A 22,658-nucleotide genomic window follows, 5' to 3' on the forward strand; every position below is an offset into this window, starting at 1 on the left:
CGCATCGTGAACGGTTCAGCAAACGCCGCGATCCTCCGCGCTGCCGGCATCCAGAAACGCTTCGGCGCGCTGGTGGTGCTCGACGATGTCGACTTCGCCATGAATGCCGATGAGGCCGTCGGCATCGTCGGCCCGAACGGCGCCGGCAAGACGACGCTGCTCAGCATCTTGTCAGGCGCCTTCCCGCCGAGCGCCGGCACGGTCGCCTTCAAGGGTGGCGATGTGACCGCGATGCCGGCTACAGCGCGCTGTCGTCTCGGCCTGGTGCGCACGCACCAGGTGCCCAAGCCGTTCAGCGGCATGACCACGTTCGAGAACGTTTTTGTTGCCGCGTCGCATGGTGCCGGTCTCGCCCGCGACGAGGCCTATGAAGAGGCGCTGGAGTCGCTGAAACTGTGCGGCATGATGGGCGTGGCCAACCGGCGCGCCGAAACGCTCGGCCTGCTCGACCGCAAGCGGCTGGAACTTGCCCGCGCGCTCGCGGCAAGGCCTACGCTGCTTCTGCTCGACGAGATCGGCGGCGGACTGACCGATGGCGAGGCGAGCGAACTTGTCGATACCATCAAGGAATTGCGCCGCCGCAAGATCGGCATCGTCTGGATCGAGCACATCGTCCACATCCTGCTGCAGGTGGCAGAGCGGCTGATCTGTATGGACGCCGGCAAGATCATCGCCGATGGCGAGCCGCAAGCGGTGATGGCCGACCCGGAAGTCGTGCGCGCCTATCTCGGCGGAGGCCCGAAATGAGCCTGCTCGCAATCGAGAATCTGGTCGTCCGCCATGGCCTGTTGCAGGCGGTGCGCGGTGTGAGCTTTACGATCGAGCGCGGCGAAACGCTGGCGCTGGTCGGCGCCAACGGCGCCGGCAAGACGACGCTGCTGCGGGCGATCGCCGGCGCCCATGAGCCGACGGCCGGCCGCGTGCTGCTGAATGGCGCCGATATCACCGGCGTTCCCTCGCACAAGCGCGTCGGCATGGGCGTCGCGCTGGTGCCGGAAGGGCGAAAACTGTTCGTGCAAATGACGGTCGAGGAGAACCTCCTGCTTGGCAAGACCGCCGGCCGTCCCGGCGACTGGAGCGTGGAACGAGTGCTCGACACGTTCCCCAATCTGAAGCCGCGCCGCCATGCCAAAACCGGGCATCTCTCCGGTGGCGAGCAGCAGGCCACCGCCATCGGCCGCGCTTTGATGAGCAATCCCGAACTGCTGCTGCTCGACGAGGTCTCGCTCGGCCTGTCGCCGCTGGTGGTCGATCGCGTATACGCTTCGCTGCAAGGCCTGATCAGCTCCGGCACGACGATCATCCTGGTCGAACAGGACCTCAATCGCGCGCTCTCGGTCTCGGACAAGGTCATCTGCATGCTCGAAGGACGCGTCGCGCTGGAAGGCCCGAGCAAGGGCATGTCCCGCGATGAAGTGACGAAAGCCTATTTCGGTCTGCACAGAAAAAGCGCCGGGAGTGTGCCGGCATGAGCAACCAGATCGTCCAGGGCATCCTGCTCGGCGGCTACTACGCGCTGATCGCCTGCGGCCTCTCCTTCATGTTTTCGGTGATGCGCATAATCAACCTCGCGCATGGCAGCCTGGCCGTGTTTTCCGCCTACGCGCTGTGGTGGCTCGCCTCGCAATTCCATATCTCGCCCTTCGTCGGCCTGCTCATCGTGCTGCCGCTGATGGCGGCCATCGGCTGGGCGCTGCAACGCTTCCTGCTCGAGCGCAGCGCCCGTGGAGGCGCGCTGCTGCCGATCCTGACCACGTTCGGCCTCGCCATCGTCATCGACAATGCGCTGTTCGAGCAGTTCGGCGCCGACACACGTTCGCTGGCGCCCTATATCGGCAGCCTCTCCTACGATTCCTGGGAATGGCCGGGCAGCATCTATGTCGGCAAGCTTGCCGTGATCATGTTCGCCGCCGCCGTCATATTGCTTGGCGGACTGCAGCTGTTCCTTACCAACACCAGGCTTGGCCGCTCGATCCGCGCCACGTCGGAAGATCCCGACACGGCCGGTCTCGTCGGCGTCGATGCGCGCCGCGCCAACGCCCTCGCGGCCGCCATCGCCATGGTCACGGTCGGTCTTGCCGGTGCCTTCCTCGGCATGCGCGCCACCTTCGATCCCTATACCGGCGCACCTCAATTGCTGTTCGCTTTCGAGGCGGCGGTGATCGGCGGCGCCGGTTCGCTATGGGGCACGCTGGTCGGCGGCATCGTTCTGGCGCTCGCCCAGACGCTCGGCGCGCAGATCCATCCGCAAGGTTTTCTGATCGGCGGCCATGTCGCCTTCCTGATCGTGCTGTTCATCCGGCTCTCCACCTGCGGCCTCGGCCTGCGCGGCCTGCTGCGCCTGCCCGCGAGGAAAGCATCATGAGCGCGGTTTTAAACGCCCCCGCTATCGAGCGCGGCACCTCCGCCTCGCGCATCTCGGCGATTGCGGTCGTCGTCATCATCGCGCTGCTTGGCGTCGCGCCGCATTTCCTGTCGGCCGGCGACGTCGACCGCGTGACCGCCTTGTTCATCTATGTGATCCTGGCAGCGATGTGGAACGCGCTGGCCGGCTTCGGCGGGCTGGTTTCGGTGGGACAGCAAGTGTTCTTCGGCCTCGGCGCCTATTTCACCATCCGCCTGGCCGATGCCGGCCTCAACCCGTTCGCTTCGCTGTTCGTCTCCGCGATCATTGTCGGCGCGATCTCCTGGCCGATGTCGCTGTTCATGCTGCGGCTCAGGAACGGCGAGTTCGCCATCGGCATGTGGGTGATCGCGGCGCTCACCCATCTCCTGGTCAATCTCGACCGGCTGGTGCAAGGCGAGACCGGGACGTCGCTGATCTCGCTCAACGTCTATGACGCCGGTTCCAGGCGGGCGACGATCTACTGGCTGGCGCTGGCCGCGATGACGGCGCTGCTCGCCACCCTGTTTAGCCTGCTGCGCGGCAGCACGGGTGCGGCCATCCGCGCCATCAGGGACAATGAGGAGGCCGCGGCATCGGTCGGCGTGCGCGTCACCGGAACCAAGCGGCTGCTCTTCGTGCTCGCCGCCTTCGGCATCGGCATGGCCGGCGCGCTGTGGTTGGCCACGTCGATCACCTTCCAGCCGAAAACCTACTTCAACGTCCAGTGGACCGCCTACATGATCTTCATGGTGCTGGTCGGCGGCATCGGCACCTTCGAGGGCGCCATTCTGGGTGCGCTGCTGTTCTTCCTCATCGAGACCTGGTTCGGCGGCACCGGCGTCTGGTATCTGATCGGCCTCGGCGCCACGGCGGTGCTGTTCTCGCTGTTCCTGCCGCGCGGCGTGTGGGGAACGCTGGAGGAGCGCCTTGGCCTGCGCCTGCTACCGGTCGGCTACCGGGTCAGGCTGCCGGCAAACGCCGGCGATAGTGACGCGACGCCTTCGCCGCAACAGGCCGCAACGCATAGTGAAAAGGCGTGACCATGCTGTTCGGCAAGACCATCCTCATCACCGGTGTCGCCTCTGGTATCGGCGCTCGCACGGCCGAACTTGCCGGCCAACTGGGCGCTGACGTGATCGGCGTCGATATGCGTGAACCGGCAGCATCGGCCGGCAGTTTCGTCAAGGCTGACATCTCATCCAAGGCCGGCGTCGACGATCTCCTCGGGCGCCTGCCGCAGCGCATCGATGCGCTCTGCAATGTCGCCGGCCTCCCCGGCAACACCGGTGCGGTGTCGACACTGGCCGTCAACTTCTACGGCCTGCGCGCGCTCTCGGAAGGCCTCGCACCAAGACTTCGTGAAGGCGGCACCGTAGTCAACGTCGCCTCGATCGCCGGCTATGGCTGGCGCGCCAATCTCAACCGCGCGGCATCGATGGTCGGCATCGAAGGCTTTCCCGATGTGGCGAAGATGATCGCCGACCATCAGGTGAAGAACGAGGAAGGCTATCCCGTTTCCAAGGAGCTGCTGCTGTTGTGGACGCAGCGCGCCGCGCATCAGGACCTGTTCAGGAGCCGCGGCATCCGCGTCAATGCAGTGAGCCCCGGCCCGGTCGAGACGCCGATCCTCAAACAGTTCCGCAATGTGCTGGGTGACGCCCGCGTCGACAGCGACATCGCCAGGGTCGGACGCGCCGGAAGCTCGGGCGACATCGCGCCTGTCGTGCTGTTCCTGTGCTCGGACGGCGCACGCTGGGTCAACGGCGCCAATGTGCCGGTTGACGGTGGGCTTGAAGCATCGATCAATGCCGAGGTGCTCGGCTTCTAGACCATCATCCCGAAAAGTGGGAGCCGGTTTTCTGATAAGATCGTGGTCAATATAGAAAAGACGCTCCACGGCGAGCGAGGGAGAGAACAATGGACATCGGACTTCTGATCGACGGTGATAAAAGGGATGCCTCCGGCTCAGCCTCTTATGAGCGCATGGACCCGTTCACCGGCAAGCTGGCGACCCGCGCTGCCGCAGCCAGCATCGCCGACGCCAATGCCGCGGTCGAAGCCGCTGCTGCCGCTTTCAAGACGTGGTCGAAGACCGGTCCGGGCGAGCGCCGCGCTTTGCTGTCCAAGGCGGCCGATGTCATGGACTCCAAGGTCGGCGAATTCACCAAATTGATGATGGAAGAAACCGGCGCGACCGGCCCCTGGGCCGGCTTCAACGTCATGCTCGCCGCCAAAATGCTGCGCGAGGCAGCCGCCATGACGACGCAGATTTCGGGCGAGGTCATTCCCTCCGACAAGCCCGGCACGCTGGCCATGGCGATCCGCCAGCCGGCCGGCGTCTGCCTCGGCATCGCGCCGTGGAATGCGCCGGTCATCCTCGGTACCCGTGCCATCGCCATGCCGATCGCCTGCGGCAACACGGTTGTGCTGAAAGCCTCCGAAATGTGCCCCGGCACACACCGGCTGATCGGCCAGGTGCTGGTCGAGGCGGGCCTGCCCAAGGGCGTCATCAATGTCGTCACCAATGACCCCAAGGACGCAGCGGCAATCGTCGAGGCACTGGTCGCGCACCCTGCAGTCAGGCGTGTCAACTTCACCGGCTCGACCAAGGTCGGCAGAATCATTGCCGAACTCGCCGGCCGTCACTTGAAGCCGGCGCTGCTCGAACTCGGCGGCAAGGCGCCGCTGGTCGTGCTCGACGATGCCGACATCGATGCGGCGGTCAATGCGGCGACCTTCGGCGCCTACATGCATCAGGGCCAGATCTGCATGTCGACCGAGCGTCTGGTCGTCGATGAAAAGGTCGCCGACGAGTTCGTCGCCAAGCTCGCCGCCCGCGCGGCGCAGCTGCCTGCCGGTGACCCGCGCGGCCATGTCGTGCTCGGTTCGCTGATCAGCGACCAAGCCGCCGACAAGATGGAAGAACTGGTTGCCGACGCCGTCGCCAAGGGCGCCAGGCTTGTGGCCGGCGGCAAGCGCACCGGAACCGTGGTCGAGGCGACATTGCTCGACCACGTGACGCCGGCGATGCGCGTCTATTCGGAAGAATCCTTCGGCCCGGTCAAGCCGGTGATCCGCGTCAAGGGCGAGGACGAAGCGGTACGTGTCGCCAACGATACCGAATACGGCCTGTCTTCAGCCGTGTTCAGCCGCGACATCCGCCGTGCCATGGCGGTCGCCGCGCGCATCGAAGCCGGTATCTGCCACATCAACGGCCCGACCGTCGGCGACGAGGCGCAAATGCCGTTCGGCGGCGTCAAGGGTTCAGGCTACGGCCGCTTCGGCGGCAAGGCCTCGATCGCCGAGTTCACCGACCTGCGCTGGCTAACCATCGAGGATCCGGGGCAGCACTATCCGTTTTGACTGCACCTTCTCCCACAGGGGGGAGAAGGGAAGGAGCCCTCAGGGCCGTTGCCTGGCGAGCCAACGGATTCCCGCATCAAAACCCGGCAAGGCTCGAGTCGCGCGATCGGCGGCCCCTCCCGGAGTTGTAAATCGTTTAATCGTGGGTATTTTACCCCTCAATCACATGCCGCCGGACGGCGGCAAGCGGTTTTGGGACTACCGCAAGTGCAAAGCAAAATACGCGATACGGATCGCGCCGGGGAGGAATCGTCATGCCAAACAAGGCCTTGCCGCTGGTCATCAGCGCGCCGGAACCACGCACGCTCGACCTGATCTTCACCCCACCGCAGCTGGCGCGCCTCAAGGCGCATTACCGCGTCGTCGAGACGACGGCCGAGGGCGTGGCGAACTTGCCCGCCGACGTGCTGGCCGAAGCCCGCTATATTATCGGCCAACCGCCGATCTCGCCCGAGACCTTGGACCAGATGCAGGCGCTGCGTTGCGTCTTCAATGTCGAGACCAACCTAATCAACAACATGCCCTATGAGACGCTGTTTGCGCGCGGCATCCATGTCGTCACCACCGGCCTCGTCTTCGCCGAGCCGGTGGCCGAGCTTGGCCTCGCCATGGCGCTCAACCTCGCCCGCAACATCGTCGATGCCGACCTCGCCTTCCGCAAAGGCGAGGAGCTGTGGGGCGGTGACGGCAATTTGACGGCCCGGCTTCTGTCCGGCGCCGATGTCGGCATCATCGGCTTCGGCGATCTCGGCCGTGCGCTCAACCGACTGCTGTCGGGTTTTCGCACCCGCACCAAGGTCTTCGACCCTTGGCTGCCGCCGTCGATCCTGATCGACAATGGGGTGAAGCCGGCCTCGCTGGACGAGGTGCTGACATCAAGCGATTTCGTCTTCGTCGTCGCTTCGGTGACCTCGGAGAACCAGGGTTTCCTCGGCGCTGAGGCCTTTGCAAGTATGCGCAAGGGCGCCGCCTTCATCCTGCTCAGCCGCGCCGGCGTCGTCGACTTCCCTGCCCTGATGGCGGCGGTGAAAAGCGGCCACATCGTCGCCGCCAGCGATGTCTTCCCTGAAGAGCCGCTGGCGCAGGACCATCCGGTCCGCACGATCCCCGGCTTCCTGCGCTCCGCCCACCGCGCCGGGGCGCTTGACATCGCCTTCAAGCGCATGGGCGACATGGTGCTGGAGGACATGGACCTGATCGACCGCGGCCTGCCGCCTCTGCGCTCCAAGCGCGCCGAGCGCGAGACGGTGTCAAGGATGCGTTCGAAGCCGGCGGACAGGAACTAGTTGTCGCGAGAAATCCGCCTGAGATGGATTTCGCAGTTGGCCAAAACCCCTTTGTCGTCGCCGCTCAGGATGACCGGGAAGCTTCGACCGGCATTGGCGTTTTTCAGCCGGATCGCTCCCATTCGATCCAGACCCTACTATCGATGCCCCGCCAGGCCTAGCCGGCGGGGTATTGATTTTGAAGGCAATCGGGTTGTGGGAGGCCTGGCCTACTCCAAGGAGGCTCGTCACGATTCGCGTCGCTGGCGGGCCTTTTTATTCACTCCCGAGCAAAGCCGGAGGCGGCCTGCCCGCCTCGCTCTATCCGGCAGCAACGCCGGCTGGCGAGCGATTGGCCAGCACCAGCCCGACCTCGCCGACAACCTGCTCGACGCGCTTCAGGATGGGTTCGGCCCGCAGCACGCCGTCGGAAAAGTCCTTGTCCGTGGCATAGACCCCTGTAGGCAGCGTCAGCGCCTCGAAGAAGCCGAACAACGGCCGCAGCTGGTGCTCGACGATCAACGCGTGGCGATCATTGCCGCCGGTGGCAAGCAGCACCATCGGCTTGCCGCGCAAGGCGGCGGGATCGAACAGATCGAAGAAGTGCTTGAACAGGCCGGTGTAGCTGCCCTTGTAGGTCGGCGACCCCACCACCAGCACATCGGCATTGACGACGCTGTCGAAGATTGCCCGTGCCTGGCCGTCGAGATCGCGCGCCCATTTGGCAGCGCCGAGCGACGGGCCGAGGTCTTCGATGTCATAGGTGCTCGCCGACAGGCCATGCTGGCGCGCAATATCCCTGACAACTTGGTCGACGAAACCGCGCGTCTTGGACGGCCTGGTGAAATTGCCGGAAAACCCGACGACGGTTGGATTGGGCATATTCTGGCACCTCTTGCGCGGCGGGCAGGCCCGCTTCATACCGCATGTTTACAGGCTTGCGCCTGCAGCAAGAAGCAAATGACTGACCTTACAGCACCATAGTGAGGAATTTTTTTCTGTTTGCCCGCTCGTCTCAGGCCGCGAGAAGCCGGCCATAGGATTCCAGATAGAAGCCGGTTGACCTGGCGCAGGTCCGCACCGCCTCCCTGGCAGCAACCATTTCCTGCCAGCGTAGCAGGCGCTTGCATTCGGCCGGCATGGCAAAGCCCAGATATTTCTCAAGCACGCACAGCTGTTCGAACCAGGGATAGAAGGCGACGTCGGCGGCGCTGAATTCCGAGCCCAGCAAAAACCGTTCGTCCGCCCCTCGCCTCGCAAAGGCATGCTGTTCCACAAAGCGCAGGGCGTCGGCAAGCTGGGCCTTGATCCGCTCATGAACCATAGCGTCGGAACTGTGCATCATGGTTGCCGTCCTGGCGTAAAGCTGCGTGTCGGCGAAACTGATCCAGATGCGCGCCTCAGCGCGGGCATGAGCATCCCTGGGGAAAATCGGCCGTTCGGGGAATGCATCATCGAGATATTCGCAGATGATCGCCGACTCCCTGACATATTGCCCCTGATGGCGCAGCAGCGGCACCTTTCCCGTCGGCGTGAGTTTCAGGAACCACGCCGGTTTGTTGCGCAGATCGATTTCGATTTCCGTCGCCTGCAGGCCTTTCTCGGCAAGGGCGAGCCTGACACGGTGCGCATAGGGACAAAGCTGCGCGACAAAAAGCTCGATTGGCGGCATGAATAACTCCTGAGTTTCGTTATCGCCGACAAGCGGCCTGTCGGGCATAGCTAGGTCCAATAAGTCCGGCGCGCTATTCGACAGCGTCTGGATTGATTTATCGATCGTCTGTTTCTGGAGCGAAGCGTGGATCTCCTGGCTACCCTCATGCGCGAATTGCACTTCGCAGCCGCCGGGTACCGGCGCCTCGAACTGGCCGCGCCCTGGGCGATCTCGTTCAGCCAGGCTGGACTTCGCGGCATTCACGTCGTCATCAAGGGGCGATGCGAGGCGGTGTTCGGTGAGGAAGATGTCGAGCCTCTCGATGCCGGCGACCTAATCATTGCACCGCGCGCCGATCCGCATGTGCTGCGGTCGCCCGGCGCGCTCAAAAGCGCGAACGTCCCCGCCGCCGAACTGGCGACCCAAACCGCAGCCGGGCGTATTCGCAGCGGCGGCGAAGGCGAAAAGACCGTCATCCTGTGCGGCGCCTTCGCCTTTCGCGACGCCGACCATCCGGCACTTGCCGGCCTGCCGCGCATCGTTCACATCCGGGGATCGAATGGCCGTCTGCCCAAATGGCTGCGTGGCTATGTCGAGGCCTTGCTGGTGGAAGCGACCGACGAAGGTCCCGGCAGCGACGTAGTAATGGCTCGCCTGTCTGGGGCCATCGTCACGCGCGCCTTGCGCTCCGGTCTGGAAAGCATGGACAATCCAGGTTGGCTGAGGGGATTGCAGGACCCCGCGATCGCCAGAGCGCTCGCGACCCTGCATGAAGCCTATGGCCACGACTGGACGATCGAGACCCTGGCACGCGCGGTCGGGCTCTCCAGGGCAACCTTTGCCGCCCGCTTTCGCGATCTCGTCGGCGAAGCGCCCATGGCCTATCTCTTCGGCTGCCGCATGCGGCAGGCCAGCCGGCTGCTGCACGAGGGCAAGAGCCTGGGCCAAGTCGCCGAGGCGGTCGGCTACAGCTCGGAAGCCGCCTTCTCCACCGCCTTCAGGCGCCACGCCGGCGTCTCGCCCGGCCAATTCAGGAAACGGAAGGATCTGTAAGGCAGAGCGATATTGGCGGCGGCCGCGCCTCGCGCTAGGGCTTTGCCAGCACTATGTCTGATCATATCCCGCCGCGGTTCGCCGCCGCTTTGCCCCAGGAGATGCTTCGTGCCCAAAGGTTCTGACCTGCTTGTTGCCGCCCTCGAGAATGAGGGCGTCGATCGCATCTTCGGCATTCCCGGCGAAGAAAACCTGGACGTCGTCGAATCCATCCGCAAATCGTCGATCCAGCTGATTTTGACCCGCCATGAGCAGGCAGCCGCCTTTATGGCCGCCACCCATGGCAGGCTCACCGGCAAGCCAGGTGTGTGCATCACCACGCTGGGACCCGGCGCCCTGAACCTGACGACGGGTGCCGCCTATGCGCTGCTCGGCGCCATGCCGATGATCATGATCACCGGGCAGAAGGGCATCCGCTCGTCGCGCCAGGCCCGCTTCCAGATCGTCGACATCGTCGCGCGATGAAGCCGTTGACCAAGCTGTCACGTCAGATCATCTCGGCGAAGACCATTCCCGCCGTGGTGCGCGAAGCGTTTCGGATTGCCGAGGAGGAGCGTCCGGGGCCGGTGCATCTGGAACTGCCCGAAGACATCGCGGCCGAGGAGTGCGACGATGTCGCGCTGATCCCGCCGCATCCGGTCGAGCTTCCGCTGGCCAGCCCGCTGGCGCTCGACCGTGCCGCCGAGATGATCATCAAGGCGCAACGGCCGCTGGCGATGCTGGGCGCCGCCGCATCGCGGCCGCGCTCGACGTCCGACCTCGCCCAGTTCGTGATCAGGACCGGCATTCCCTATTTCACCACCCAGATGGGCAAGGGCACGGTGCCTGGCGGAACCGAGCTCTACATGGGCACCGCCGCGCTGTCCGAGCGCGACTATGTGCATGAGGCCATCGAACAGGCCGACCTCATCATCACTATCGGCCACGACACGATCGAGAAGCCGCCCTTCATTATGGGCGACAAGGGACCGAAGGTGATCCATGTCGGTTACCAGCCAGCCAATGTCGAGCAGGTCTATTTCCCGCAGACCGAAGTGGTCGGCGACATCGGCGCTTCGCTCAGGCTGCTTGCCGACCGGATCGAGGGCAAGATCCCCAACGCGCAGGCGCTACTGCCGCTGCGCGAAGGGATTTTGAGCCGCATTGCCATCCGCGCCACCGAAGACCGTTTCACGCCGCAGCGCTTGGTGCACGATGTGCGCGCGGTGATGCCGGCCGATGGCATCCTGGCGCTCGACAACGGCATGTACAAGATCTGGTTTGCGCGCAATTACCGCACGCGCGTCGCCAACACTTTGCTGCTCGACAACGCCCTGGCCACGATGGGCGCCGGCCTGCCGTCGGCGATGACGGCGGCGATGCTCTATCCCGGCCGCCGCGTCATGGCGATCTGCGGGGACGGCGGCTTCATGATGAACAGCCAGGAGTTGGAAACCGCCGTCAGGCTGAAGCTCAACCTCGTCGTGCTGATCATCGAGGACAATGCTTTCGGCATGATCCGCTGGAAGCAGGCGGTCGACCAGTTCCCCGATTTCGGCATGACCTTCGGCAATCCCGATTTCGTCCGCTATGCCGAGGCCTATGGCGCCAAGGGAACCAGGGTCGGCGCCGTCTCAGAAATACAATCGACGCTTGAACAGGCCTTTGCCGGCGGTGGCGTCCATCTCGTCGTCGTTCCGATCGACTATTCGGAGAACGAGCGCGTGCTGGTCGAGGAACTGCGCCACCGGTTGCCGGCGCCACCGGAGGCCTGACGGTGGAGTAGATACCGCCGCAGCCGCGCTCAGGCGGCCCGGACCTTGGCGCTCCCACGCGCCCAGGTCGGCAGCCAGTCGCCATGTGTCGCCAGCAACTCATCGACCAGCGCCCAGATCTGGTCGAGATCGAGTTCGGCGGCCGTATGCGGATCCATCATCGCCGCGTGGTAGATGTGCTCGCGGTTTTCGGTCATCAGCGCCTGCACCGTCAATTCCTGCACATTGATGTTGGTGCGTATCAACGCGGTGAGTTGCGGCGGCAGCTCGCCAATATAGGTCGGCTGGATGCCGGAGCCGTCGACCAGGCACGGCACCTCGGCGGCGCAATTGTCCGGCAGCGAGGTGATGCAGCCATTGTTGCGGACATTGCCGTAGATCACCGAAGGCTCGCCGGTCCACACCGAGTTCATGATCGAGGACGCGTATTCCTTCGATTGCTCGACCTCGATGCGGTCGGCCGAGCGATAGGCCTCGGCCTGGCCCTTCCAGCGCTCGATCTGTTCGATGCAGCGCTTGGGATATTCGTCGAGCGGAATGCCGAATTTCTCGATCAGGTCGGGGCGGCCTTCCTTGATGAAATAGGGCGTGTATTCGGCGAAATGCTCGGAGCTTTCGGTGACGAAATAGCCGAGACGCGTCAGCATCTCGTAGCGCACCTTGTTGGGGCAGCGCGGGTTCCAGCCCAGCTTCGGCGCCCTGCCCTCGCGATAGGCGCGGACAAGGTCCGGATAGAGGTTGCGGTAAGAGCCATCCGGCTGCCGGTGCTCGAACTTCAGGTAGAAGGCCATGTGGTTGATGCCGGCCGAGCGGTAGCGTATCTCCTCGTAGGGAATGTCGAGATCGTGCGCCAGTTCCATCGCTGTGCCTTGCACCGAATGGCAGAGGCCGACCTGTTTGATGTCAGGAAATTTCTCTGAAATCGCCCAGGTGTTGATCGCCATCGGGTTGACGTATTGCAGCATGATCGCGTCGGGGCAGACGGCCAGCATGTCCTCGCAGATCTTCCACAGATGCGGCACGGTCCGGAGGCCGCGCATGATGCCGCCGACGCCGAGCGTGTCGGCAATGGTCTGGCGCAGGCCGTATTTCTTCGGCACCTCGAAATCGGTGACGGTGCAGGGCTCAAAGCCGCCGATCTGGAAGGCGACGACGACGAAGTCGGCGCCGGCGAGCGCCCTGCGCTGGTCGGAATAGGTCTCGGCCTTCGCCTTCACGCCCAGCGTCGCAATCAGCTTGTTGACGACGATGGCGCTCTCTTCCAGCCGCTGCGGATTGATGTCCATCAGCGCGATCGTCGCGCCTGACAGCGATGGCCGCTGCAGCACGTCGCCGACAATGTTCTTCATGAACACGGTCGAACCCGCGCCAATGAAGGTGATCCTGGGATGTCTTGCCACTATTAAACCTCCGGCACTTTGCTACGCCACGTCGAAGGCGGCCCTGACGAGCCGTTCGGTGTAGGCGGTCTTGGGATGGGAGAGGACCTCGTTCACGGGTCCCTGTTCGACGATCTTGCCGTTCTGCATGACGATGACTCGATGGCAGAGCGCGCGCACCACCTTGAGGTCGTGCGAAATGAAGAGATAGCTAAGGCCGCGTTCGTCCTGCAGCTTGCGCAACAAGTCGATGATCTGCGCCTGCACCGAAAGGTCGAGCGCCGATGTCGGTTCGTCGAGCAGGATGAATTCGGGCTCCAGCGCGATGGCTCGGGCAATGGCGATGCGCTGCCGCTGGCCGCCGGAAAATTCGTGCGGGAACCGCGACAGGATATCGCCGGGCATGCCGGCGCTGACCAGGGCGTCGCGCACCCGACCGACCCGCTCGCGCCGTGTCGCGCCGATCCTGTTGACGACCAGCCCTTCCTCGATGATCTGGCCGATCGTCATGCGCGGGTTGAGCGAGGAGAACGGATCCTGGAAGACGACCTGCATGCGCGAGCGCAGCGGCCGCATCCCGGCGCTCGACAGGCCGTGGATCGGCTGGCCGTCGAAGCTGACCTCGCCGCGCTTGGCCTCGGTGAGCTTGAGCAAGGCGAGACCGAAGGTGGTCTTGCCGGAGCCGGATTCGCCGACCAGCCCCAGTGTCTCGTGGCGGCAAAGTTTCAGGCCGAGATCGTCGACGGCGACCAGTTCGCGCCAGTCCGGCTTCAGGAAGCTGCCATGGCGCAGCATGAAGCAGACGCGCATATCGCGGGCCTCGAGGATGGTGCCGCTGTTTTCCGGCAGCGGCTGCGGCTTGCCGTGCGGCTCGGACGCGAGCAGCCGCTTGGTATAGGCATGCTGCGGGTCGGCGAACAGCCGCTCGGTAACGTTGTGCTCGCACATCTCGCCATGCTGCATGACATAGACATAGTCCGAGAATTTCCGCACCACGGTGAGGTCGTGGGTGATCAGGATGACCGCCATCCTGAGTTCTTTTTGCAGATTGCGGATCAAATTGAGGATCTGCGCCTGCACCGTGACGTCGAGCGCCGTCGTCGGCTCGTCGGCGATCAGCACATCGGGGTCGTTGGCGAGCGCCATGGCGATCATCACGCGCTGGCGCTGCCCGCCCGACATCTGGTGCGGATACTGCTTGATGCGCGCTTCCGGCTCGGGGATCTGGACATGCCGCAAAAGCTCGAGCGCCCGCGCCCAGGCTTGCTTGCGGCTGAGCTTTCGATGCACCCTGATCGCCTCCACGATCTGGCTGCCGACCGTATAGATCGGGTTGAGCGAACTCATCGGCTCCTGGAAGATCATCGAGATGCGATTGCCGCGCAGCTTGCGCCGGGCGCTCTCGGGGAATTTCAGTATGTCCTGCCCGCAATAGTCGATGGTTGAGTTCGGCGACACGGTGGCCCGCTTTGACAAGAGCCCCATGACAGCGCGCGCCGTCACCGACTTGCCGGAACCGGACTCGCCGACGATGGCGATCGTCTCCCCGCGATAGAGCTGGAACGAGACATCCTTCACCGCGTCGACGACGCCGTGCTCGACCTTGAAGGCGACCTCGATGTTGCGGGCATCGATGATGGGTTGGTCGTGGCGGCCGGCATGGTCGAACCGGACGGCTGGTGCGAAGGTGGCTGCGAGCGCTACAGTCATCCCGGCCACCTCAATAAGGATCGACGGCATCGCGCAGGCCGTCCCCCAGCGCGTTGAAGGCAAAGACGGTGATCAGCACGAAGCCGACCGGCGACAGGATCCACGGATAGGTGCCGATGACCGAATAGGTAGCCGTGTCCTGCAGCATCAGCCCCCACGAGATCAGCGGCGGCTTCACCGCGAAGCCGAGGAAGCCGAGAAAGGCTTCGAGCAGCACCACCGTCGGGATGGCGATCGTCACGGCGACGATGACGTGGCTCATCACATTGGGGAAAATGTGCTGCATGATGATGCGCATGTCGGTGGCGCCGACCGCCATGGCGGCGCGCACATAGTCGATCCGCGCCAGCGCCAGCGTCTTGCCGCGCACCTCGCGCGACATCTGCGCCCAGCCCAGCGCCGACATGACGATGATGACGAAGGCGAGGAAGACGTTGGTCGGCGCGGTCACCGGGATCAGCGTCGTCAGCGCAAGATAGAGCGGCAATTGCGGGAAGGCGAGCACCAGCTCGACAAAGCGCTGCATCCAGACGTCGAAGCGGCCGCCGAAATAGCCCGAGACCATGCCGACCGTGGTGCCGATGACGGTGATGATGAACACCACCGTCAGCGCTATCATCAGCGAGACGCGCGAGCCCTGGATGGCGCGCGACAACACATCCCGGCCGAATTTGTCGGTGCCGAGAAAATGCACCGGCTGGCCGTCGGCCGAAGCGAAGAAATGCCGGTTGGCGGGGATCAGTCCAAGCAGCCGGTAGTCGGCGCCCTTGACGAAGAAGCCGAGCAGGCGCGGATGCTCGTAATCCGGCCCGACGACCGGCTGGAAGGTGACCGGGTCGAGGTCAGCAGAATCCGCCAGCGCATAGACCCGCGGCTGGAGCACGAAATTCCCGTCTCTGTCGTGAAAACTCATCACTTGCGGCGGGGCGAAAGCGACATCGGTCACCTTGGGGTCCATCGGCGCGAAGAAATCGGCGAACAGCGCCATCAGCACCAGAAGCACCACCAGGATCAGCCCGGCCATGCCGGTCCAGGAGCGCCTCAGCCGGCGCCAGACCAGCGCCATATAGCTCTCATTGCCGCGCGGGGTCGCAATCGCGGTTGCTTCAGCCGGTGGCGGCGGCGGGGATGGGTCGCGCGCCAGCATCTAGCTCTCCCTGAACTGGCGCACGCGCGGATCGAGCAGCGCGAGCAGCATGTCGGCGATGATGTTGCCGACGATCAGCGTTGCCGACAGCACCATCATGAAGGTCGCCGTGACATAGACGTCGCCGACCGCCATCGAGCCGACAATGGCCGGCCCGACCGTCGGCAGCGCAAAGATGATCGCCGTCTCGATCTCGCCGGTCAGCATGTAGGGCAGCACCACGCCCTGATACATGATGAGCGGGTGCAGCGCGTTGGGCACGGCATGGCGCATGACGACGGCGCTGCCGGTCAGGCCCTTGGCCTTGGCCGTCTCGACATATTGCGCGTTCAGCGTATCGAGCAGATTGCCGCGCATGACGCGCATATTGTAGGCGAGCCCGCCGAAGGTGGCGATCGCCACCACCGGCCAGACATGCTTGACGAGGTCGGCGAATTTCGCCCACGACCACGGCGCGCCGCCATATTGCGGCGAGAAGAAGCTGCCGATCTCCGACACGTTGAACTGGAAGACCAGGAGATAGACGATGATCAGCGCCATCAGGAAGCGCGGCACCGTCATGCCGAGGAAGGAGATGGCCGACAGCACCGAGTCGATCCACGTGTATTGCCTGGTCGCCGCCCAGATGCCGAAGGTGATGCCGAGCACCGAGGCCAGCAGATGGCAGACCAATGCCAGCAGCAGCGTGCGCGGCAGCCGCTCGCCGACCACGGCGGCGACCGGCTTGTTGTAATAGAGGCTGTAGCCGAAATCGCCGCGGGTGATGATGCCGGCGACCCAGTTCAGGTACTGGACGGGCAGCGGTTTATCGAGGCCGTGCTCGACCCGATAGGCCTGCGCCTGCGCGTCGGCTTCGGCAAAAGACGCCCCGCCCTGGTTGATGAGCTGCGAACGGATATAGTCGGCATAGTCGCCCGGCGGCGCCTGGATGATGGCAAAGGTGACCAGGCTCAGGATGACCATGACCGGCACCGCCGATGCTATGCGCATGGCCAGGAATCGCAGCATCGGACCGTTTCTCCTCCTTGGATCTAATCTGTTGCCGCTGACCTTACTCCGTCCCGGCCGCGCGCGCAGCGCGGCCGGGCGTCAGCCAGGGGAGGAAACTCAGTTCGTCGGACCCTTGTCGCCGGGCTTGCCGGGAAGCTGGTCGGGAAAGAGTTCGTATTTCTGCTGCTTGTCGGCGGCGACGAAGACGCGTTCGCGCACGATCGAATCCTCGGCCCAGTTGAACATGAAGATCGGCGTTCCCTGCGGGATGTTGGAGAAGCGCTTGTTGATGATCAGGGCGCCGGGATATTCGGTCAGTCCGATATTGTAGACATGCTCCGTCGAGATCTTCTGGAACGTCTTCATCAGGCTGGCGCGCTCGTCATTGTCTGACGAGGAGACGAACTTGTTGACGATGTCGACAAGCTCCTTTTCGAACGGCATCAGGTCGACCACGCCGCTTTCGGGCGCGCGGTGATCCCAGCTGGTCTTGGGTCCGACGGGCGCGAGTTGCACGGTATTCTGCACGACGGAAGTCAGCTCCTGCTCGTTGCGCCTGATCAGCCAGTCGAAGCGGCCGGAATATTGCGAGGCATCACGCTGGGTGCCGTTGAGGCCGTTGAGCACGACCCTGATGCCAAGCTTTTCCATCTGGCCGACGACGCCTTCGGCGAGGCTCTTGTCAGTGCCGTAGTCATTGTTGACCAGCATCACGATCTCGACATTCTTGCCGCCGGCGGTCCCGGCCGGGAAGTTCACGAAGCCGTCGCCATCCGTATCCTTGAGACCAGCCTTGGCCAGTTCCGCCTTGGCGCCCTCGATGTCGAAGGGATAGTAGACGGTCGAGTTGCGGTCATAGAAGCTGGTGCCCGAGGAAAAGCCACCGGGGTAGATGGCGGTGAACGGCCCCTTGACCAGCGAGTCGCCGAGCGCTTTGCGGTCGAGCGCCATGGTGATGCCCTTGCGGAAGTCCTCATTCCGATTGAGCTCGCGGATCGCCTGGCCGCGTTCGTCGGGATTGCCCCAGCCATTGGCGGAAAAGTTCATGCGCAGATTGTAGCCGATCAGGCGCGGGCCAAAGGCGAGCCGGGCCGGCGCGTCCTTGTCCGCCGCTCGCTTCAGCGAAGCGACGAAATTCTCCGGCTGCTCGAGGTTGGAGAAGTCGGCGGCCCCTGCCACCGCCTGCACGTCGCGGTCGGCCCAGGTCGACAGCTTGTAGTGCAGTTCGTTGAGATAGGGCAGCTGGTTGCCCTTCTCGTCGACCTTCCAGTAGTAGGGATTGCGGCGCAAGACGATGATGTCGTCGGGCCTATACTCCACCGGCACCCAGGCGCCCATCACCGGAATGTTCATATATTCCGGCGGGAACGCGTTCTTGAACTGCTCGTAGGTATTCTTCGAGTACTTCGGATGCTGCGGCTTCAGGATATGCGCCGGGCCGGGGCAGAAGGTGCCGTAGGCCATGGCGTAGAGATACTGTTTGGGGAAAGCGTCCTTGAAGGTCCACTCGACGGTGTAGTCGTCGACCTTCTTCAGCGTCGTGCCGACACCGAAGGTTTCCGCTGTGGCGCCGTTCAACGGCGAGACATTGGGGTCGACGACCTCATCGTCCCAGTAGAACATGACATCGTCGGCATTGAAGGCAACGCCGTCAGACCATTTGGCGCCTTCGACCAGGTGCATGGTCAGCGTGTGGCCATCCTTCGACCAGTCCCAGCTCCTGGCGAGGTTGGGCAGCGGCTCGGTGTCCTTGGCCTCGACCTGGAACAAAGGCGCGGTGCGCGTCAGGCATTCCGAAAGGCCGATGTCGATGCCGCCCCATCCTTGGGTCTGGCCGGCGCCATAATTCCAGCCTTCCGGCCGGCCGCCAATGACGTGGCGCATGGTGTCGCCATAAACGCCGATGCCGTCCGGCATGTTGCCGGTCTTGAACACCAGCGGCTCCTTCGGCAGGCGATCCTTGACCGGCGGCAGCTTGCCAGTCTTGACGTATTTCTCGGTGACCCACTCGGGCTCGTGATATTCGGGCAGCGCCTTGAACTCCAGGATGGAATCGCGGGCGACGTATTTGATTTTGCCCTCGGCGGGAAACGCCGCCGGCGCCGGCGGCGTGGTCGGCTCGGACGCGTATGCACTGCCAAGCGCCAATGCCGAGACGCTCAGCGCCAGCCCGGCGAGAATGCCAATTCTTCGCCCGGCGAGAATGCCAATTCCACGAAAGTTCCTCATTGTGTTCCTCCCAGATGTTTCGACGTCTGCTGCTGCCCGCATCTATTTCATGATGGCTGATTGGCGAACCGGCCTCCCGCTGTCCGACTGCCAGCATTCTCAGCCGGCCTGTTTCAGGGCCGTTTTTTCGGCGCGCAGTTCCTCGATCGAGCGCACTTTGCGCCGCGCCGCACCCGCCCAGTCGCGGGTTTTCACCATTGATTTCGAAAGCCGCTCCTTGGCGGCCGGCACGGCATCGGCGTATTGCGGCAGCCAACGCGCCTGGGCGACGACCATCTCGTCGACCATCTGCCAGACCTCTTCCGGCGTCGACACCGCACCCACCAGCGGATCGTGCAGCACCGCGAGCTTGAGCAGGTCAATGTCGCCCGTAACAGCCGCATGCACCGACATGCGCTGAACGTTGATCGAAGCCATGCAGGTGGCCGCGCAGGCTTCCGGCAGCGTGATGCCTGACGCCATGTTGATGCCGAAGCGATCGACGAAACCGGGCGATTCGATGATCGCGTCCTGCGGCAGATTGGTGATGATGCCGGTGTTCTTGACGTTGAAGTGGCCGCGATAGACGCGGTTCGTCTCCAGCGCTTCGAGAATATGGCTGGCATGCTCGTTCGAGCGCTTCGATACGTCGAGCGGCTTCGACGCCGCTTCGAGGAATTGCGGATATTCCGTCTCGAACCAGTTGCGGGTTTCCGTGGAGTAGCGAAGATAGCCGCCGGTCTCGCCATGGATCCAATCGGACATGTCGATCCAGCGGGTGATTTCGTCCGGCCGCTTGCGATACCAGGGCAGATATTCGGAGAGATGACCGTTGCTTTCGGTGGAGTAGACGCCGAAGCGCTTCAGCACGTCGATGCGCAGCTTTTCCTGCTGCGAATAGACCGGATGCGCCTCGAAGGCAGCCACCAGTTCGTCCTTGCCGATCTTGCGGCCGTTGAGCCGCAAATCGATGAACCAGGTCTGGTGGTTGATACCGGAGCAGACATAATCGAGTTCGCTGTGCGACTTGGCGCCGAGCACTTCGGCGATCTGTTCGGCGCCGTGCTGGACACCGTGGCAGAGGCCGACCGTATCGACCTTGCCATATTCGATCGCCGCCCAGGTGTTCATCGCCATCGGGTTGGCATAGTTGAGGAATTTGGCGCCTGGCTCGGCGACCTCCAATATATCCTTGCAGAAGTCGAGGATGACCGGGATGTTGCGCTGGCCGTAGAGGATGCCCCCGGCGCAAATCGTGTCACCGACGCACTGGTCGATGCCGTATTTCAAGGGAATGCGGATATCGTCGGCATAGGCTTCGAGCCCGCCCACCCGCACGCAGCTGATGACGTAGCGCGCGCCTTCCAGCGCCTTGCGGCGGTCGGTCGTCGCCGTCACCCTGGTCGGCAGCTTGTTGGCCTCGACGATGCGGTCGAGGATCGCCTTGATCATTTGCAGATTGTGTTCGCTGAGATCGGTCAGCGCGAATTCGATGTCGCTGAATTCCGGGACGCACAAAATATCGGTGAACAGCTTCTTGGTGAAGCCGACGCTGCCGGCGCCGATAATAGCGATTTTGAAACTCATCACCTCACCTCGATGCATTCGAATGCCGGGTAAGGAGCAACAGGAAAGGGAATGGCGGCTCGCCTCGGCGCGCATGCCATTCGAGCCGGAATTCCGGCTCGTTCTCCTCCCCGCCCGCTCCTCGACCGCGGGTCTTTCGCGTTCTCAGGATTTGGATTATGCCGTTATTCCAGGGCGCGGCCAGAGAACGATTATGCTTTCGAGGGTAATTTTGTGCTGCATGATCTGATCGCCAACGGACAGTTGATGCGCACCATCTCGCTGCCGCGCGGCCGCCAGCGCCTGCATGCCATGCCAACCAGCACCGGCTATGAAGTACGCGAGGGCGTGACCTATGACTGGGATGGGCGCAAGCGCGGCCAGACACCGTTCACCGTGCTGCAGCACACGATCAGCGGCACCGGCCAGCTGCGCTACGAGAACCGCAACTACCGCCTGCAGGCCAACGACACGCTGCTGGTGCTGGTGCCACACAACCATCGCTACTGGCTGGAGAAGGGCGACCGCTGGGAATATTTCTGGATCTCGATGAATGGCGAGGAGGCGCTGCGCGTCCACAAATCCATACTCAGCGTCTCCGGCCCGGTGTTTCGGCTGCAGCCGGAGACGATCGATCATCTCGCCGATTGCAGCCTGCGCCTGATCAAGGGCGGCGCTTCGCCTGGCGCTGCTTCGGCAATCGCCTATGAGGCGGCGATGGCGCTTTACGACGATGTCTTCGGCTCGCACGCCTTCACTGAGAAACAGAGCGTCATGCAGCCGGTCATCGATCATATCAACGCCAATCTCGACAAGCCCTTGCCCGTGGCCGAGCTCGTCCAGATCAGCGGCCTCAGCCGCGCCCATTTCTCGCGCTGCTTCGCCGAGAGCGAAGGCGTTCCGCCGGCCGAGTTCGTGCTGCAGCAGCGGCTGCAGCGGGCGGCGAAGCTGCTAACCAAAGCCGATTTCCTGCCGGTCAAGGAGGTCGCCATCCTGTGCGGCTTCGAGGACGCCAACTATTTCTCGAAAGTCTTCCGCCGGCTCTACGGCATCAACCCGACGCAGTTCCGCACCACCGGCATGTATGCCAGCCTGGGCAGCCTTCGATAGGATTACCCGATGCGGTTGCCACTTGCGGGATCGAACAGATGCAGCGCCGCCGGATCGGCAGACAGCCGCACCTTATCGCCAGGCCGGATAGTGCTGCGCCCCATGACGAAGACACAAACCAGCTGGTTGGCGAGCCGGACATAGAACTGCGTCGACAGGCCGAGCGGCTCGACCACCTCGACCTCTGCCCTGAGCGGACCATCGTCGGCAAGCTGGATGTGCTCCGGCCGTAGCCCGACAGTAAGCACATCGCCATCCTTCAACGGCAAGCCATCAGGCAACCGCAGCTTCTGGCCGTCGGCCAGCACCGCGTCCACCTTGCCGCCCTTGGCCACTGTCGCCGGAAAGAAATTCATGCCGGGCGAGCCGATGAAGCCGGCCACAAAAGTATTGATCGGCCGATCGTAGAGTTCGAGCGGATGGCCGACCTGCTGCACATAGCCGTCATGCATGACGACGATGCGGTCGGCCATAGTCATGGCTTCGATCTGGTCGTGGGTGACATAGACCGATGTGGTCTTGAGCTGCTGGTGCAGCGCCTTGATCTCGGCGCGCATATGCACGCGCAATTTGGCGTCGAGATTGCTGAGCGGCTCGTCGAACAGAAACACTTTGGGATCGCGCACGATGGCGCGGCCCATGGCGACGCGCTGGCGCTGGCCGCCGGACAGTTGCCTGGGCAGACGGCCGAGGAAACTGTCGAGGCCGAGGCGCTTGGCCGCCGCCCCTACCCTGCCGTCGATCGTCGTCTTCTCCGCCTTCTTCAAAAGCAGGCTGAAACCCATATTCGACGACACATCCATGTGCGGATAGAGCGCGTAGGACTGGAACACCATGGCAATATCGCGGTCCTTCGGCGCGACATCGTTGACCAGCCGATCGCCGATATGGATCTCGCCGCCCGACACCTCCTCCAGCCCGGCAATCATGCGCAAAAGGGTCGACTTGCCGCAGCCGGACGGGCCGACCAGCACGACGAACTCGCCATCGGCGATCTCGAGGTCGACGCCGTGCAGGATGCGCAGCGAACCGTAATCCTTCTCGACGTTTTGCAGCGTGACGGAAGCCATCGA

Annotated in this window: 18 protein-coding genes and 1 pseudogene; 10 read left to right on the top strand and 9 right to left on the bottom strand. The window is 63.7% G+C overall.

The window, feature by feature from the left end; translation table 11 throughout:
- Nucleotides 1-6 precede the first annotated feature (6 nt).
- The 7 genes from NKJ80_RS15980 (at nt 7) to NKJ80_RS16010 (ending at nt 7,035) form a co-directional block, all read left to right on the top strand.
- The gene (locus NKJ80_RS15980) at nt 7-747 is read left to right on the top strand and encodes an ABC transporter ATP-binding protein (RefSeq protein WP_023691339.1); all 741 of its coding nucleotides are present in this window, start codon (nt 7-9) and stop codon (nt 745-747) included.
- A complete protein-coding gene (locus NKJ80_RS15985) occupies nt 744-1,472 on the top strand; it encodes an ABC transporter ATP-binding protein (protein ID WP_023685278.1) in 729 nt (242 codons plus the stop codon). The genes NKJ80_RS15980 and NKJ80_RS15985 overlap by 4 nt, the downstream gene beginning before the upstream one ends.
- Complete coding sequence (locus tag NKJ80_RS15990) at nt 1,469-2,365, top strand: branched-chain amino acid ABC transporter permease (RefSeq protein ID WP_023749940.1); 897 nt, start codon at nt 1,469-1,471, stop codon at nt 2,363-2,365. Before NKJ80_RS15985 ends, NKJ80_RS15990 begins: the two co-directional genes overlap by 4 nt.
- Nucleotides 2,362-3,426: a branched-chain amino acid ABC transporter permease gene (locus NKJ80_RS15995; protein ID WP_352497906.1), complete on the top strand. Its 1,065-nt coding sequence runs from the start codon at nt 2,362-2,364 to the stop codon at nt 3,424-3,426. The genes NKJ80_RS15990 and NKJ80_RS15995 overlap by 4 nt, the downstream gene beginning before the upstream one ends.
- 2 nt (nt 3,427-3,428) lie before the next feature.
- Complete coding sequence (locus NKJ80_RS16000) at nt 3,429-4,214, top strand: coniferyl-alcohol dehydrogenase (protein WP_023749942.1); 786 nt, start codon at nt 3,429-3,431, stop codon at nt 4,212-4,214.
- A gap of 89 nt (nt 4,215-4,303) precedes the next feature.
- On the top strand, nt 4,304-5,749 hold the full coding sequence (locus tag NKJ80_RS16005) for an aldehyde dehydrogenase (RefSeq protein ID WP_352497907.1): 1,446 nt from the start codon (nt 4,304-4,306) through the stop codon (nt 5,747-5,749).
- Between the two features lie 254 nt (nt 5,750-6,003).
- Nucleotides 6,004-7,035 carry a hydroxyacid dehydrogenase gene (locus NKJ80_RS16010; RefSeq protein ID WP_023729450.1) on the top strand — a complete coding sequence of 344 codons (1,032 nt, stop codon included), beginning with the start codon at nt 6,004-6,006 and terminating at the stop codon, nt 7,033-7,035.
- Between the two features lie 300 nt (nt 7,036-7,335).
- Here the strand turns inward: NKJ80_RS16010 and msuE are convergent, their stop codons facing one another.
- Nucleotides 7,336-7,896 carry an FMN reductase gene (gene msuE / locus NKJ80_RS16015; RefSeq protein WP_023729451.1) on the bottom strand — a complete coding sequence of 187 codons (561 nt, stop codon included), beginning with the start codon at nt 7,894-7,896 and terminating at the stop codon, nt 7,336-7,338.
- A gap of 133 nt (nt 7,897-8,029) precedes the next feature.
- Nucleotides 8,030-8,686: a glutathione S-transferase family protein gene (locus NKJ80_RS16020; protein WP_023729452.1), complete on the bottom strand. Its 657-nt coding sequence runs from the start codon at nt 8,684-8,686 to the stop codon at nt 8,030-8,032.
- A 126-nt stretch (nt 8,687-8,812) separates the two neighbouring features.
- Here NKJ80_RS16020 and NKJ80_RS16025 point away from each other — a divergent pair, with 126 nt between their 5' ends.
- Entirely contained in the window at nt 8,813-9,721 is a 909-nt protein-coding gene (locus tag NKJ80_RS16025) for an AraC family transcriptional regulator (RefSeq protein ID WP_196813619.1), read from the top strand.
- 108 nt (nt 9,722-9,829) lie between these two features.
- Nucleotides 9,830-11,475, top strand: a pseudogene (locus NKJ80_RS16030) (acetolactate synthase large subunit).
- A 29-nt stretch (nt 11,476-11,504) separates the two neighbouring features.
- Here the strand turns inward: NKJ80_RS16030 and NKJ80_RS16035 are convergent.
- The 6 genes from NKJ80_RS16035 to NKJ80_RS16060 all read right to left on the bottom strand — a co-directional run bounded on the left by NKJ80_RS16035 (nt 11,505) and on the right by NKJ80_RS16060 (nt 20,496).
- A complete protein-coding gene (locus tag NKJ80_RS16035) occupies nt 11,505-12,875 on the bottom strand; it encodes an alpha-glucosidase/alpha-galactosidase (protein ID WP_352497908.1) in 1,371 nt (456 codons plus the stop codon).
- 21 nt (nt 12,876-12,896) lie between these two features.
- Nucleotides 12,897-14,564 carry an ABC transporter ATP-binding protein gene (locus NKJ80_RS16040; RefSeq protein WP_352497909.1) on the bottom strand — a complete coding sequence of 556 codons (1,668 nt, stop codon included), beginning with the start codon at nt 14,562-14,564 and terminating at the stop codon, nt 12,897-12,899.
- Nucleotides 14,565-14,574: 10 nt separating this feature from the next.
- Nucleotides 14,575-15,711 carry an ABC transporter permease gene (locus NKJ80_RS16045; protein ID WP_023687914.1) on the bottom strand — a complete coding sequence of 379 codons (1,137 nt, stop codon included), beginning with the start codon at nt 15,709-15,711 and terminating at the stop codon, nt 14,575-14,577.
- Complete coding sequence (locus NKJ80_RS16050; RefSeq protein ID WP_023668135.1) at nt 15,712-16,719, bottom strand: ABC transporter permease; 1,008 nt, start codon at nt 16,717-16,719, stop codon at nt 15,712-15,714. It abuts the gene before it with no gap.
- A 99-nt stretch (nt 16,720-16,818) separates the two neighbouring features.
- Nucleotides 16,819-18,930, bottom strand: a complete 2,112-nt coding sequence (locus NKJ80_RS16055) for an ABC transporter substrate-binding protein (protein WP_023725460.1) — start codon at nt 18,928-18,930, stop codon at nt 16,819-16,821.
- A 99-nt stretch (nt 18,931-19,029) separates the two neighbouring features.
- Nucleotides 19,030-20,496, bottom strand: a complete 1,467-nt coding sequence (locus NKJ80_RS16060) for an alpha-glucosidase/alpha-galactosidase (protein WP_023687911.1) — start codon at nt 20,494-20,496, stop codon at nt 19,030-19,032.
- A gap of 246 nt (nt 20,497-20,742) precedes the next feature.
- On the opposite strand from NKJ80_RS16060, the gene NKJ80_RS16065 reads away from it, so the two are divergent.
- Nucleotides 20,743-21,585 (top strand): AraC family ligand binding domain-containing protein, encoded by an 843-nt coding sequence (locus NKJ80_RS16065; RefSeq protein ID WP_081725414.1) that lies wholly within the window; start codon nt 20,743-20,745, stop codon nt 21,583-21,585.
- A 2-nt stretch (nt 21,586-21,587) separates the two neighbouring features.
- Here NKJ80_RS16065 and NKJ80_RS16070 read toward each other — a convergent pair whose 3' ends face one another.
- Nucleotides 21,588-22,655, bottom strand: coding sequence for an ABC transporter ATP-binding protein (locus NKJ80_RS16070; RefSeq protein ID WP_023687909.1), 1,068 nt, complete (start codon nt 22,653-22,655; stop codon nt 21,588-21,590).
- Nucleotides 22,656-22,658 lie beyond the last annotated feature (3 nt).

This window comes from Mesorhizobium sp. M0030 (assembly GCF_040323695.1).
GTDB lineage: Bacteria > Pseudomonadota > Alphaproteobacteria > Rhizobiales > Rhizobiaceae > Mesorhizobium.